Source organism: Nitrospira sp., assembly GCA_005116745.1.
Lineage (GTDB): Bacteria > Nitrospirota > Nitrospiria > Nitrospirales > Nitrospiraceae > Nitrospira_D.
On sequence record SWDS01000002.1, the window covers coordinates 555,321 to 568,634 of the forward strand.

At 56.0% G+C, this 13,314-nt stretch carries 11 protein-coding genes; 5 read left to right on the forward strand and 6 right to left on the reverse strand.

The window, feature by feature from the left end; all coding sequences use genetic code 11:
* Positions 1-72 precede the first annotated feature (72 nt).
* Entirely contained in the window at positions 73-849 is a 777-nt protein-coding gene (locus tag E8D52_04670) for an alpha/beta fold hydrolase (protein ID TKB70338.1), read from the forward strand.
* Positions 850-858: 9 nt separating this feature from the next.
* Here E8D52_04670 and E8D52_04675 read toward each other — a convergent pair whose 3' ends face one another.
* Positions 859-1,551 (reverse strand): hypothetical protein, encoded by a 693-nt coding sequence (locus tag E8D52_04675; GenBank protein TKB70339.1) that lies wholly within the window; start codon positions 1,549-1,551, stop codon positions 859-861.
* A gap of 334 nt (positions 1,552-1,885) precedes the next feature.
* On the opposite strand from E8D52_04675, the gene E8D52_04680 reads away from it, so the two are divergent.
* A complete protein-coding gene (locus E8D52_04680) occupies positions 1,886-2,965 on the forward strand; it encodes a type IV pilus twitching motility protein PilT (GenBank protein TKB70340.1) in 1,080 nt (359 codons plus the stop codon).
* A 50-nt stretch (positions 2,966-3,015) separates the two neighbouring features.
* Here E8D52_04680 and E8D52_04685 read toward each other — a convergent pair whose 3' ends face one another.
* The 5 genes from E8D52_04685 to E8D52_04705 all read right to left on the reverse strand — a co-directional run bounded on the left by E8D52_04685 (position 3,016) and on the right by E8D52_04705 (position 6,829).
* On the reverse strand, positions 3,016-3,582 hold the full coding sequence (locus tag E8D52_04685; GenBank protein TKB70341.1) for a hypothetical protein: 567 nt from the start codon (positions 3,580-3,582) through the stop codon (positions 3,016-3,018).
* Positions 3,583-4,402: 820 nt separating this feature from the next.
* Complete coding sequence (locus tag E8D52_04690) at positions 4,403-4,741, reverse strand: hypothetical protein (protein ID TKB70342.1); 339 nt, start codon at positions 4,739-4,741, stop codon at positions 4,403-4,405.
* A gap of 41 nt (positions 4,742-4,782) precedes the next feature.
* Positions 4,783-5,442, reverse strand: a complete 660-nt coding sequence (locus E8D52_04695) for a class I SAM-dependent methyltransferase (GenBank protein TKB70343.1) — start codon at positions 5,440-5,442, stop codon at positions 4,783-4,785.
* Positions 5,442-5,945 carry an MOSC domain-containing protein gene (locus E8D52_04700; protein TKB70385.1) on the reverse strand — a complete coding sequence of 168 codons (504 nt, stop codon included), beginning with the start codon at positions 5,943-5,945 and terminating at the stop codon, positions 5,442-5,444. Before E8D52_04700 ends, E8D52_04695 begins: the two co-directional genes overlap by 1 nt.
* A 2-nt stretch (positions 5,946-5,947) precedes the next feature.
* Positions 5,948-6,829, reverse strand: coding sequence for a 50S ribosomal protein L11 methyltransferase (locus tag E8D52_04705; GenBank protein TKB70344.1), 882 nt, complete (start codon positions 6,827-6,829; stop codon positions 5,948-5,950).
* Between the two features lie 92 nt (positions 6,830-6,921).
* Between E8D52_04705 and E8D52_04710 the strand changes: the two genes are divergently transcribed.
* The 3 genes from E8D52_04710 to E8D52_04720 are packed head-to-tail and all read left to right on the forward strand — an operon-like array spanning position 6,922 to position 13,255.
* Positions 6,922-8,754: a hypothetical protein gene (locus E8D52_04710; GenBank protein TKB70345.1), complete on the forward strand. Its 1,833-nt coding sequence runs from the start codon at positions 6,922-6,924 to the stop codon at positions 8,752-8,754.
* Between the two features lie 23 nt (positions 8,755-8,777).
* Positions 8,778-12,230 carry an MFS transporter gene (locus E8D52_04715; protein ID TKB70346.1) on the forward strand — a complete coding sequence of 1,151 codons (3,453 nt, stop codon included), beginning with the start codon at positions 8,778-8,780 and terminating at the stop codon, positions 12,228-12,230.
* 26 nt (positions 12,231-12,256) lie between these two features.
* Positions 12,257-13,255 (forward strand): metal-dependent hydrolase, encoded by a 999-nt coding sequence (locus tag E8D52_04720; protein ID TKB70347.1) that lies wholly within the window; start codon positions 12,257-12,259, stop codon positions 13,253-13,255.
* The last annotated feature ends 59 nt before the right edge of the window (positions 13,256-13,314 follow it).

Consider the following 13,314-nt stretch of genomic DNA (forward strand, 5'->3'; position numbering starts at 1 on the left):
TTTGGACCATCCTCCTCTCACCGGAGGCCGCACACCGCTTTTTTCAACAGCCCCTCTGATACAATCCCTCCCATGGAAGAACGGTTCGCATTTCTCGATCCTCAGGGTCATCGGGTCGCCGCCATCTTAACCATCCCTGACGGAGGAACAGACAAGATAGCCATCCTGTGTCACGGGTTTCTTTCATCAAAAACCAGCTCAACGAACAATGCACTGACCCGCATGCTGATCGACCGAGGCATCGCCACCTTTCGCTTCGACTTCTTCGGCCAGGGAGAAAGCGAAGGCCCGTTCGATCAGATTACCGTCAGTTTGGCAGTTGAACAGGCACAGCGCGCGGTCGATCTCATAAGGGAGCGTGGTTATCGCCACAGCGGCCTGATGGGATCAAGCTTCGGCGGTCTGGTTGCGACGCTGACTGCGTCTCAACGAACGGACTTGGCCTGTCTCGCCCTGAAGTGTCCTGTCGTCGACTTCGCCGAGGAGCTACAGCTCGCATTCGGAGACGATGGAATGGCGCAATGGAAAGCAACTGACACGATTCCGAATATTATGGGCGGCTCCAACCGAATCGCCCTCCACTATTCCTTTTATGAAGATGCGCTCCAGCAGATCGCCTACGTCTCCGCACGATCAATCACGGCTCCAACCGTCATTGTGCAGGGCGACCAGGACGAGCATGTCCCGCTCCATCAAAGTCAGCGGCTCTATGAAGCGCTACAGATCAAGAAACATCTCGAGCTGTTGCCCGGTGCCGACCATCAGTTCACGAAGGGGACCGACTTCACGCGAATGACTCAAACCCTTGCGGATTGGCTGACACAGCACCTCTCGACGACTCGGCCCTGACGCGATGTCTCAGGGGTGCTGAATTTCTTGGAGCACAAACTGCTTTGGAAGCAGGACGGGAAGAATCACACCGATCGGATCGCCACGCTTGATCGTCGTGGGCTTGTGCAACTGTAACAGAAAATTGGCGGTGAAGGCTTCGTAGTCTGGCAACCAGACATACTGATTCGGCGTGCGCTTATACTCCTGCGTCTTGATACCCTCCCAAACGGTAAACGTCCGGTCCGGGTGATGATAGAAGTGGTTGGGGAGATCCTTCATCATCAAGCCGACATGTTTGGGATAGTACAGCCGGACCCCACAACAGAGCTTCGGATACCCGCTGTTTAGAATCAAATCGACGTACATCCCGGAAAATGTCTTGTAGCCGAGCAGTCGCTCTTCCTGTGAAATCGGCGGCGATTGCCACTGAACCCCTGATGCGGTGCGGCGTAATTTGATATCGGCCGGACAACGAATAAGCCAGCCGTAGTTGCCCACGGTCCGGACCGGCCCACAGTCGTCCGGCAACACCTTGTATCCACTGGCAGCCAGCGTCCGTTGCTCATCCAGCGTCATCTGACTCAACATCGGCCGGTGAGGATGAAAATCTAACTTCAGCCGTTCCGGCGGAAAGGCAGTGGAGTATTCCCGCTCCCAATAGATGACAATCTTGTCAGCCCCCTCATCCGATGTGGAAGCTTCTACGGATTCTTTTTCCATGGACGATGACAATAATCGAATGAGCCAAGTTAGTACAAGGGGCTCATCGACAGAATTCCTGAGGGTTCGCTTGGACAGTCTCGTTCTCACAGGGCATACCCCCCCCTCAACTTTTTACCGATTCCTTCCGAAGAAGCTGTATCGCTCTGCGGGTGATGTGCTGCCTTCTGAACCCACCTGCAGAAACGGTGCTGCGTGTATCTTGAGTCGCGGGATGGAGATTCCCGCTTGGGACGATTGAGACCACACTGAGAAGTCTAGGATCCACGTTTTGCTTAGTGGTCTGCCAGCACACGTATCATGAAGGGACAGAGCGTAAGGAGACGCGTGACCAATGCCGAAGATCGATGAACTCTTTCGCATGATGATCGACCATGGAGCGTCAGATCTCCATCTGGTTGCAGGACAAGTCCCGACCTTGCGCATCAACGGTGAATTGGAACGCCTGCCGGGGACGGCAGTGCTCGACAACCAAGGACTCCATGACCTGCTCTACGAGATTGCACCAAGCCCGAAGAAGGAGGTATTCGAAGCGACGGGCGATGTGGACTTTGGGTATGAGATCCCCGGCATAGCCCGCTTCCGTTCTAATTTCTTCAACCACAAATACGGGATGGGGGCGGTGTTTCGAAAGATTCCCACCACCATCCTCTCTGCCGAGGCATTAGGTCTTCCACCCGTGCTCACACGCGCCGCGATGTTGCGGAAAGGACTGGTCCTAGTCACAGGCCCCACCGGGAGCGGAAAGTCGACCACGTTAGCGGCGATGGTCGACTATGCGAATAGCCACAGGAAAGATCACATTCTGACCATCGAAGATCCGATCGAGTTCGTCCACCAAAGCAAGAGCTGCATCGTCAACCACCGAGAGATCGGTTTGCACACCATCACATTCGGTTCAGCTCTGCGCGGAGCCCTCCGGGAGGATCCGGATATTATTCTCGTCGGCGAGATGCGGGACCTCGAGACCATTGCGTTGGCGGTGGAGGCGGCAGCAACCGGGCATCTGGTATTCGGGACACTGCACACGGAGAACGCCGCCAAGACCGTCGACCGCATCATCGAAGTCTTTCCTGCCTCAGAGCAGTCACAGATTCGCAACACCCTGTCCACAGCGCTCCGCGTCGTGGTGGCCCAGAATCTTTTCAAGCGAATCGATCAGAAAGGGCGGTGTGCCGCACTGGAAATTTTGGTCTGCACGCCGGCCGTCAGCAATCTCATCCGGGACGCCAAAACGGTCCAGATTGCCTCACAAATGCAGACAGGAAAGAACGTCGGCATGCAGACCCTGGATGACGCCATTCAGGATCTCCTCACAAAGAAATGGATTTCGCCCGAGGAGGCGTACGAGAAATGCATCGACAAGAATCGATTCGCCAAACTCCTCAAAACCCCGCCGGATGCGCTGCAATAGTCTGGGCTAGACTGTGCATGCTTTGGAATTCACAGACAGCAGACGATGCGCTATCGCGCTCTCAGAACAATCACCGTGCACAAAACAAGACCCGACCCCATATTTTCAGATAGCGGAACTAGGCCGATATGAGCAGCCTCAATCATCGGCATTATATTTCTTCCCAGTTCGTTCTGTTGGTTCCATCGCTTGAGAATTGTCCTTCCATCGACAAAATTATCTTGAATTGCCAAGCGATCCAGTTCAATCCAGATCGACTCATCCCACTTGCTAAAACACGGGACAAACCTACGCCACATCGAAAGCGGATAATTCTGGTTATATGTCGCCTCATCAAAATCTGAGAAGTCAAAGAGACTCACGCCGCCTATGCTCCGTACAAACGGATAATGACGAGGACCGCATCCAGTTCCCCATCTGTCCATGTCAGGCATGGGTGGGTTCGGAAGAATGCCGCCGTCGGCCAAGATGCCTTCAAAGCGTTCAACACTAGTCGTGTGCCAAATACCTTCTCTGAGAATTTCTGGGAACACCGCGTTCCTTTGAATAAGCGAATTGCCTACAACCGTGTCTCGCTTGCGGCTTGATGAATCCGTGTCGATACGCGAGTTAGGCATGTCAAGATCGCTTCAACCTATTGGCATCGTACGGCACGATCTCACAGGCAAATACTGCAAGTACTGCAGCAGCAGCATCCCACGAAGTACGATAGGTAGCCGTACACCATGGCTGCAGGCAGCGATACAATCCATCTAAGGGTATTCAACGAGCTTCTTCCTTATTGCGTAACATTCCAAATGAGGGGCACGACCCATCAAGCGAAGTACAGCTGGCGAAACGTCGCTAATTTACTGCACAGTTGTCTTTCCAAGCTGGCGATGCCGACTACGGATGGCTCGCAGTGTGTACAAGTGTTTGTTGATCTCTTCCCGTGCGCTCTTCTCTTGCTCATGCCAACGGTTCAAAAAGTTGTTCAAAGGAGTGTGAGAGACAAAAAACCAGGTGACTAATGTACTGATTAGGACGGCAGTCCACAAAAACCATCCAGACAGATCACTAGAATCGCCAACCCAAAGACGGATAGCTCCGCCGACAAGAAGAAAATAAAACCCCAGCACCAAGACATATGCAACTCTGTTTCGGAACCACAACCACCAAAACTGCCTACGCAACGGCCGAACCTGTGCCAAACATTCGGCACGCGTGCGCTCCAAACACTCGCGATCCATTACGGCGACACTAACAATGATTGGATCGAGATACTGGGTCATCTCTAGTGTCGTCTAGCAATGTTTAGACGGACTCGCATAAGACTGGACCTACCAATTTCTATCCGCACAACACGCCACAACTCTTCATCATCAACGCGTCAGATCACCGCTCATAGAGGATATTTTCGCAGAAGCGCTCCGGCCGCCTTGTCCTGTTCCGCACATCTCACCGAGACACGACCTTGAAGGTATCCCCAGCAAGAATGAGCCCCTCGGTGCCGTCTGACAGCTTGACTTGGAACGCGTCAAAGTCCTTGCCCTGATAGACGCCAATGGTTCTTGCCGTTTCACCTGCCGCCAGCGTGACGATGACGTGACCTGGCTGAACGCCGGCAACAGCATTGTCAGGAGAAGGAGGGACCTGGTCCATGCTGTGGACTTCCGTTGGTTTCTCAATCACGAGAATGGCCTCACGATTGTTGCACCCAACCGGGATTGTGACACTCAACGCGAATAGCGCGAATGCGGTGAGGTGATCACGGAATCGTCCTGAGATAGTGTTCAAATGCATCATCCTTCGCATCTCACTTCCTTTTCAGCCTCCACTCAATAAATAATTCCGCCGACGACCCAATGTCGATCATCCGGGATGTCGATCAATAATCGCGTGAGATTCATGCGGGCCAGCTGCGAGCCGATTTCATCTTCTGTAAAAGCGGCCAACAGCGAATTGTAAAAATCACGCCGCAAAATCTCCGGCTCGTTCGCCGCGTACTGGTCGACAATGGCTTGCGCCGCTTCCGGCGAATCCGGGCGCAACAAATCCATCACCAGTACTGGTGAACCAGGTTTCACCAACTGACGAAGCTTCTGCCAGAACTGCAACGGGTTCGGAAGATGATGAAGCAGACTATTGGAAATCGCAGCGTCGACGATTCTGGCGCCGGCAACCTCTTCATACCGTTCGCACCGCAATGTAATACGGTCTGCCAATCCAGCCTGTTGTACTGCCTGTTCTCCCAACTGGATCATCGGCGCCGAGGCATCGATGCCGATAACCTGGCAAGCTGGATACAGTTTGGCGAATCGAATCGGAATGTCGCCCGGACCGCAGCCCAGATCCAGAACGCGCCCCTGCGAAAACTCAGGAAAATACTCTTTGAATCGATCGACGAATCCTTGATTTTCTTCCGCAAAGTCGGCGCGTGCATAGGCCCCGGCCTGCGTCGGATCGTCCATGAGTTCTGGTTCGAGGACGCGGTCCATCACATTTTCTCCAAGGGCTTCAGCTGCTCGTCGATTGTCACGACATCCCCTGGCCGCACCACACCACCACGCAGCACTTTCGCGTAGACCCGGCTCCACCCTGGGTTCACTTTCTGGGACATGCGAGAGAAATCCTCATCGCGAAACCAACGTCCATTATGGCTGCAGGGCGTCGTATAGCTCGTCACCTCCAGTTGGACCTCCGGGCCGATGGTTAACCTGACGCCAGGACGCACCTGGTCCCAGTCCAAGCCGGACAGGGTCAGATTTTCTCCGGTGGATCCTGGATCAATGGGATGACCTTCTTCTTGTAGTTGCTCAATCAGTTCGAGGGAATACACACAGACGGCACGATCTGGCCCGCCATGGAACTTCAGATTACGCTGGCGATCGCCACCTACTCCTTTGTTACTCACCGTCGCTTCCAACACGGGAAGCTTCGGAACCCCACCATCGGAGACGTTGATCTGATGCACATACGGATAGGGTGGCCTATTCAACATCATTAGATCTCTCCATCGCAGAATTCTAGTCTGAAGAATTTCATCGCCACCCAACCCTCTTCTTCACGCCGTTCCACACACGCGAGGCCAAGGCTGGACAGCCGATCCGCGATCTCAGTTTGTTGTTCGACCAGAATACCGGAGACCAAGATACTCGCCCCGCCCAGGGCAGAACAGACCAAATCATCTGCGAGGTTCAAGACCGTCTGCCGATCAAGATTGGCAAGTACCAGATCAGCAGTTATCCGTCTCCCTTGTGGCAGATCAGCCAACGTGCCGCACAGGACTTCAATCCGATCCGCCAAGCTATTCAGCTCGACATACTCTCGCGCACAATCGACCGCAACAGAATCAATCTCGACTCCGATGGCGGAGGCTGCGCCCAGCTTGACCGCAGCCATCGCCAGAATCGCGCTCCCAGCCCCCACATCCAAAATATGTTCACCCCCTCGAATATCTGTTTGGAGCCACTCCAGCAACATACGCGTGGTCGCATGGTGGCCGGTGCCGAAGGCTTGCTTTGGGTCCAGCACAATCTCAATGTCCCGTGGACCCAACTCAGCCAGCTCCCAACTCGGACGAATCACCAAGCGCCCGATGCGAAGCGGCTTCACCGAACGAGTCCATGCCTCATTCCAATCCTGAGAGGGCACTCGCTGCACCGAGAGAGGGATCGCCCTGCTCGACTGCACGAGATCTGCAAGAACCGACTGTACCGACGCCAGCTTTTCCTCATTCCATTGGTCTTCCGCCCAATAGAGATGAACCATTCCTTCATCTTCCCAGGCGCCCTGAACGGCAGCATCATCGAGCCTGCTCAATAACTCGCCGGCATCGAGGCGTTCCTGGATACAGATATCAACCCAATCTTTTGGCATCATCATTGCTCACTTGTGATTGGCAACACCTGTCGGGCCATGCCGGAGATGCATCATGATTTGACGTCCCCCGCCCGTTCCCAGTAAGGTCGCCTGTCATGGCGCGCTCCCGCACAGTCCAGCTCGAAACGGCGGTCCGGCGAACAGATCGCCTGATCGCTCAAGGCACTCAGCTCAGCGCGACCTTCACGCGCTGGCGACTGGCCATTTTCCTCATTGGCCTCATCACCACCGTGACCCTCTATAAGCTTGATTGGTATCACAGCGGCAATCTATCCGTCGGCGTGTTCCTCGCAATCTTCATCACAGTCGCTGCGTATCATAACAGGGTGGAAACCGGGATTCATCGGCTTCAGCAGTGGAAACAGATCAAGCTGGTTCATCGTGCGCGCATCGCCTTGGATTGGACGGCCATTCCGGCAAGACCCGGTGAAGCTCCGACCTCTCATCCCTATGCCATCGACCTTGATCTCTTTGGAGCTCATTCCTTAGCGCATCTCCTCGATACCACCGTGTCAGACCATGGCCGAGAGCGCTTGCACAGCTGGTTGCTGAACCAACCCCCTCCCCTGGCACAGTGGCAAACACGGCAGTCGTTGGTGAAGGAACTGGCGCCTCGCTCTTTATTCCGAGATCGCTTGACCCTTGAGGCCAGACTGACAGGTGAACAGGAAATCAACGGCAAGCGGCTGGCTGCGGTGCTTGAACACCCAGTCGGTCTGCCCAATCTGAATGCACTGTTGGTCATCCAGAGCCTCTTCGCCTGCACCACGATCGTCCTCGCATCGGCCACATTGTTCGGCCAGCTCCCTGGGTATTGGATGTTCTCATTCGCCGCGTACGCACTGCTCTACTTCATGACCGATCAAGGAGAAGAGCTCCTGGAACATGCGGTCGGCCTGCACCATGAAACCGAACGACTTGCCATCGTCCTGGGCTACCTCGAGCGTCAGGCTCGGCGGCAAGGCACCGCTCTCGCCTCGGTCTGTGCGAATCTGATAGGGGGAGCCAGTCCCACCCTGCATCTCAAGCAGGCCGCACGGACGCTTCATGCGATCAGCATCAAGGCCCATCCCCTTGTCCATCTGGCCGTCAACGCGTTATGCCCATGGGATCTGTGGTTCACTCGACAACTGATTCACGCCCAGCGCGAGATCAAGCATGCTCTCCCGCAGTGGTTGGACTGCCTGGCAGAAGTCGAAGCGGCATCGGCTCTGGCGACCTTTGCCTCTCTCCATCCCGATTACGCATGGCCGACGCCCGTCATCTCAACCGGTGAGCAGAACAGCGCAGCAGCCGTTCTGCAGGCCACTCAACTGGGCCATCCACTCCTCTCTACAACAAGCCGTATTGCAAACGATGTCGGTCTCACCGGACTCGGCTCGATCCATCTGATCACGGGCTCGAATATGTCGGGCAAGAGTACGTTCCTGCGAACGATCGGCATCAATCTCTGCCTGGCCCAAGCCGGAGGGCCGGTCTGCGCACAGTCGTTTACATGGACCTGGAGCCGCCTGGCCTGCTGCATTCGTGTCGATGATTCACTCGACGCCGGCCTTTCGTTTTTCTACGCTGAAGTCAAACGACTGAAGACCATTCTCGATGCCACCAAGGAACGCGCCGCGCCACCGGTGCTGTTCCTGATCGACGAGATCTTCAAGGGCACCAATAATCGAGAGCGGCTCATCGGCAGCCGTGCCTACATCACCGCGCTGTCACAAGGACACGGCTTCGGCCTTGTGAGCACCCATGATCTGGAGTTGGCGGATCTGGAGCAAGCCGTCCCCGGCTTGCTCAATGCCCACTTTCAAGAAACCGTCTCGGCCGGCGCACTTGAGTTCGATTATCGAGTCAGACCGGGCCCCTGCCCCACGACGAACGCCCTGCGGATTATGGAGCTGGAAGGATTGCCTATTCCCCCGGCTCCTTAAATCAGGCACAATACCCCTCACGGATGACCACTTCGACCGGGCCTAAACCCCAGTCTTGCTCCCATTCTCTTCGCAGCCTCCTGATTGCGCAATTCTGCGGGGCATTCAACGACAACGCCTGGAAGCTGATGGTCGCGTTACTCGCGATACGGCAAGCCACTGTCGGCCTAGCGCCAGGCCCGGAGCTGGAGACCGTTGCCCAAACGCAAACGGCCATGGCGTTCGTCATTTTCACGCTGCCGTTGATGCTCTTGTCTCTTGTCGGAGGCACATTGGCCGATCGCGTCAGTAAGCGGACGGTCATCATCTCGATCAAAGTGGTCGAGGTTTTTCTCATGGCCGCCGGCACTGCCGCTCTCTGGCTGAATCCAGCCGGAGGAATCTTACCCTTGATCGTCTTATGCGGCATGGGCATGCATAGCGCACTCTTTAGCCCATCAAAGTACGGCATTCTTCCAGAATTGATCCCCCATGAACGGCTCGCTGCCGGTAACGGGTTGTTGGAGATGTGGACCTTCGCCGCGATCCTCACGGGAACCGCCGCCGGAGGCTTCCTCTTGCAAGCAGCCGGGGATCACATCTGGCTCGCTCCGCTCGCATTGACCGGACTCTCAGTCATCGGCCTCACGACCGCCTTTGGAATTCCACCGGTGTCAGCAGCCCGCCACGCTGGAGGCGTGGGCGCCACCATCCAAGGCGCTTGGGCCGCGATTCAGTCTGAACGGATGCTGCGCATGGCCATTCCCATGGAAATCCTCTTCTGGACGGTGGCGAGCCTGTTCGGTCAAAACTTGCTCGTCTATGCAAAGGCCGTCTTGCATCTGTCCGATGCGATGTCAGGCCTTCCGCTGACCGTGTTATCGGTGGGTATCGGCATCGGCGCGATGCTGGTCGGACGGATTTCGAAGAACCGCGTAGAGTACGGGCTGATTCCCTTGGGCGCGATGGGCGTCTTTCTGACCTTACTCTTGCTCGGCGTCCTGACACCGCCGTTGTCCGGAACATTTTTCATAATGGTTGCCCTGGGCATTTCCAGTTCGTTCATCTTTGTTCCCTTGAACGCCATTCTCCAATGGAAATCCCCATCCGATCGGCGCGGCGCCGTTATTTCGTTCTCCAACACCTGTGTCTTCACCGGTATCTTGCTGGGGTCACTGGCCGGTGGGTCCCTCGCCAATGTCGGTGTCTCGACGACCGGCATTTTCTTGGCTGCCGCCGCCATGACCCTGGCCGGTATCGCATGGGCCCTCTGGCTGTTGCCTGATACATTGCTTCGATTGGTGCTGGTCGTCCTCACCAATACCGTGTATCGTCTTCGCATCGTCGGCGAAACTCATGTGCCGAAATCAGGTGGCGCACTCCTCGTCCCCAATCACGTCTCCTTTATCGACGGTTTTCTTTTGATCGCCAGCGTGGATCGCCCCGTGCGATTTGTCGTCGACGCTCAGTATGCCGAACAGCCGATCTTCAGACCCTTCATGAAAGCGCTCGGGGTCATTCCCATTTCCTCGCACGGGGGCTTGCGAGTGATCTTACGGGCGCTCCGCGATGCTGGTGCGGCCATCGACAAGGGAGAACTCGTCTGCATTTTTCCTGAAGGCCAGATCACGCGCACCGGCACACTGTTGCCGTTTCGACGAGGTTTCGAACGGGTCGTGAAGGGACGGACGGCCCCCATCATTCCAGTCCACCTCGACCGTGTGTGGGGCAGCATCTTCAGCTTCAATCGCAGGCGCTTTCTCTGGAAGATACCGGAACATCTTCCTTATCCTGTCACTGTCTCGTTCGGCACACCGCTACCGCCAAGTACGACCATCCACGACCTACGGGGAAAGATCCGCGAGCTTGGTGAGGCGGCCTGGCAACTCCGAAAATCCTATCGCAAGCCGCTCCATCGTGAATTCATTCGCTCGATGCGACGCTATCCGTTCCGCTTCGCCATGGCCGACCAGAACCGTCCTCGAGTCTCGGCCCTCCAGTCCCTGATCGGATCGATCGTTCTAGCCAGAACGCTCAGAACCTATTGGGATGGACAAGACCGGGTGGGCGTGCTGCTGCCACCGACTGTCGCTGGTGCGCTGGTGAACGTAGCTGCTCCGCTGTGTGGCAAAACCATCGTGAACTTGAATTACACCGTAGGGAAATCAGGTCTGGAGGCAGCGGTACGCCTTGCCGGCCTACGCACGATCGTCACCAGCCGTACGTTCATCGAGAAAGCCAAACTCGAATTACCCGACGGACCATCAGTGATCTGGCTCGAAGACGTCGCCAAGGCGATTGGAACAGGCGTAAAAGTAACGGCCGCCCTGCTGGCACTCTTCGCTCCGTGCCGTCTTATCGAACGAGCCTGCGGGCAAACAACCCCACTCACGCCCGATAGTCTGGCGACCATCATCTTCAGCAGCGGCAGCACCGGCGAACCCAAAGGCGTTATGCTTTCCCATTTCAGTGTCGACTCCAATTGCCAGGGCGCGACACAGATGCTCCATTTGTATCAAGATGAACGAGTCCTCGGAATCTTACCCTTCTTCCATTCCTTCGGATACATGGTGTTCTGGTTCGTGATGTTCAATAACGCGCCGATGATCTTTCATCCGTCGCCGCTTGACGTGGCGGCCATCGGCGAACTGATCAGAACATATCGCATCACCTTCCTCGTCACCACACCGACGTTCCTACAGCTCTATTCCCGCCGTTGTACTCCTGAACAATTCAGTTCGGTGCGGGTGATCCTCACCGGCGCGGAAAAGCTTCACGCCCGCCTCGCCCAGGCGGTCGAAGATACGTTCGGAGTCGGACCGATCGAAGGCTACGGAGTCACGGAATGCGCCCCTGTCATTGCCGTCAATTGCCCGGACTTTCGCGCAGCCGGCTATTACCAGCCGGCGTCACGACGTGGCACTGTGGGCCAACCTCTTCCAGGGGTCTCGGTACAGATTGTCGACCCCGACAGTTATACCCCCCTGCCTTCAGGCACACCCGGCATGTTGCTGGTCAAAGGGCCAAACGTGATGAACGGATATCTGGGCCGGGAAGACTTGACCGCTCAGGTGATGCGGGATGGATGGTACATCACAGGGGATATTGCCACGCTGGATGACGATGGATTCCTGACCATCACCGACCGGCTGTCTCGGTTTTCAAAAATCGGTGGCGAGATGGTCCCCCACGGCAAGGTTGAGGAGGCCTTGCAGCAGGCTGCTGAAGCCGACACACAAGTCTTTGCCGTAACGGGGTTACCCGATGAGAAAAAGGGAGAGCGTCTCGCAGTCCTCCATACCCTGGAAGAATCCCGCATTCCTCGCATCCTAGAAAGAGTCTCGGCGAGCGGCCTGCCCAATCTGTTCATCCCGGGGAAAAATCAGTTCGTCAAGGTTGACGCGTTACCGGTTCTTGGAACCGGAAAGCTCGACCTGCGCGGCGTGAAGCGCATTGCGGTGGAACGCCTTTCATCTCGCGATGAGGTGCAGGGTTAAGATCGCGCTCCGTATGGCAACCGACCATGAAACCGACCAAATCGCTCATCGATTGCCACGTCCATCTGGCTGCCCTCCCAGACGGAGACAACGGCTGTTATATCTCACCAACGCTCCTTCGAAGCCCGCTCTTCCGCTTCCTGCTATGGAAACAGGATCTCTCACCAACAGAGCCACGAAAGACCAATCAGCGATATCTCGATCACCTCCTCACGGAGTTACGCGCCTCCCACTATGTCTCGCAGGCAGTGCTGCTTGGCATGGACGGGTTCTACGATCAGGCAGGCCTGCTCAATCGCCAGCATACGGACTTTCTCGTCAGCAATGACTACGTCTTTAAAACCGTGCAGGCCCATCCCGATGTCTTTTTGGCCGGCCCTTCGATCAATCCGCAGCGCAAAGACGCGATAGATGAAGTCCATCGTTGCGCCGATGCTGGAGCTGTCTTGATCAAAGTCTTACCGAACGCCCAGCACTTCAACCCGGCTGATCCGAAATATATCCTGTTCTACCGTGCCCTGGCGCAACGAAAACTACCCTTCCTAAGTCATGTCGGCTACGAATTCAGTCTGATCGGTAAGGATCAATCACTCGGCGATCCCGATCGACTCCGCCTGGCATTAGACGAAGGGGTGACCGTCATCGCAGCTCACGCCTGCAGCTACGGTCTGATGCTGTACGAGAAGTTTCTGCCAACCTTTCAAGAACTCGCGCGGCGTTATCCGCACTTCTACGCCGACATTTCGGCCCTCACCCAGCCTCACCGGTTGAAAATGTTGTTGCATCTCAGACATTACCCAGAGCTGCATTCACGCCTGCTCTTTGGAACCGATTATCCGTTATCGGTCTTCCACCTGGCCGCTTGGGGTCGCGTAGGCTTTGGCAGGTTGTGGAACATGATTCGCACACGAAACCGCTTCGATCGGCAAGTTGAGGTCTGTAATGGGCTCCGTCTTCGGTTTCGCTCACTCGGAGACTTACTGCCGCTTTCACAACATCCTAGGGCCACACGCGATGACTCGTGATCAGGGGGCTGATGTAGCTAAGCGAGCCCAGAGAGGGTTACGTTTAGCGACTGATCTTC

Coding starts and splice junctions, on each gene's coding strand:
- E8D52_04670 (TKB70338.1), top strand. CDS start 73: ATGGAAGAACGGTTCGCATTTCTCGATCCTCAGGGTCATCGGGTCGCC.
- E8D52_04675 (TKB70339.1), bottom strand. CDS start 1,551: ATGGAAAAAGAATCCGTAGAAGCTTCCACATCGGATGAGGGGGCTGAC.
- E8D52_04680 (TKB70340.1), top strand. CDS start 1,886: ATGCCGAAGATCGATGAACTCTTTCGCATGATGATCGACCATGGAGCG.
- E8D52_04685 (TKB70341.1), bottom strand. CDS start 3,582: ATGCCTAACTCGCGTATCGACACGGATTCATCAAGCCGCAAGCGAGAC.
- E8D52_04695 (TKB70343.1), bottom strand. CDS start 5,442: ATGGACCGCGTCCTCGAACCAGAACTCATGGACGATCCGACGCAGGCC.
- E8D52_04700 (TKB70385.1), bottom strand. CDS start 5,945: ATGTTGAATAGGCCACCCTATCCGTATGTGCATCAGATCAACGTCTCC.
- E8D52_04705 (TKB70344.1), bottom strand. CDS start 6,829: ATGATGATGCCAAAAGATTGGGTTGATATCTGTATCCAGGAACGCCTC.
- E8D52_04710 (TKB70345.1), top strand. CDS start 6,922: ATGGCGCGCTCCCGCACAGTCCAGCTCGAAACGGCGGTCCGGCGAACA.
- E8D52_04715 (TKB70346.1), top strand. CDS start 8,778: ATGACCACTTCGACCGGGCCTAAACCCCAGTCTTGCTCCCATTCTCTT.
- E8D52_04720 (TKB70347.1), top strand. CDS start 12,257: ATGAAACCGACCAAATCGCTCATCGATTGCCACGTCCATCTGGCTGCC.